Source organism: Leifsonia sp. SIMBA_070, from assembly GCF_046534635.1.
In the GTDB taxonomy this organism is placed as follows: Bacteria; Actinomycetota; Actinomycetes; order Actinomycetales; family Microbacteriaceae; genus Leifsonia.
The window spans coordinates 1-279 of the sequence record NZ_JAWRYK010000173.1 but is presented as its reverse complement, the minus strand read 5'-3'; the positions used below and the strand labels follow the sequence as shown (position 1 = coordinate 279).

At 64.9% G+C, this 279-nt stretch carries 1 protein-coding gene; it reads left to right on the top strand.

Translation table 11 applies throughout. From position 1 onward, the window contains the following. Nucleotides 1-32: 32 nt before the first annotated feature. On the top strand, nt 33-279 hold a 247-nt coding region (locus SB754_RS19890; RefSeq protein ID WP_410784110.1), incomplete at its 3' end, for a carboxymuconolactone decarboxylase family protein.

Here is a 279-nt window from a genome sequence, read left to right as displayed (position 1 = left end):
CGTTCGGCACACTCTCGCGGCACCACACCGAGATGGTCATCATCCGGACTGCTCATCTGCGGCACTGCCAGTACGAGTTGGATCACCACAAGCGTCTCGGTGGTCGGGCCGGCATCGATGACACCGAGTTCGCCCGCATCCTGGCCGGACCGGACGCCGGCTGGACAGAAGCCGAGGCGGCCCTGCTGCGCGGCGTCGACGAATTGGTGGAGACGAAGGACCTGAGCGACACCACCTGGAAGGAACTGTCCTCCCACCTCGATGAGCGTCAGCTGATCG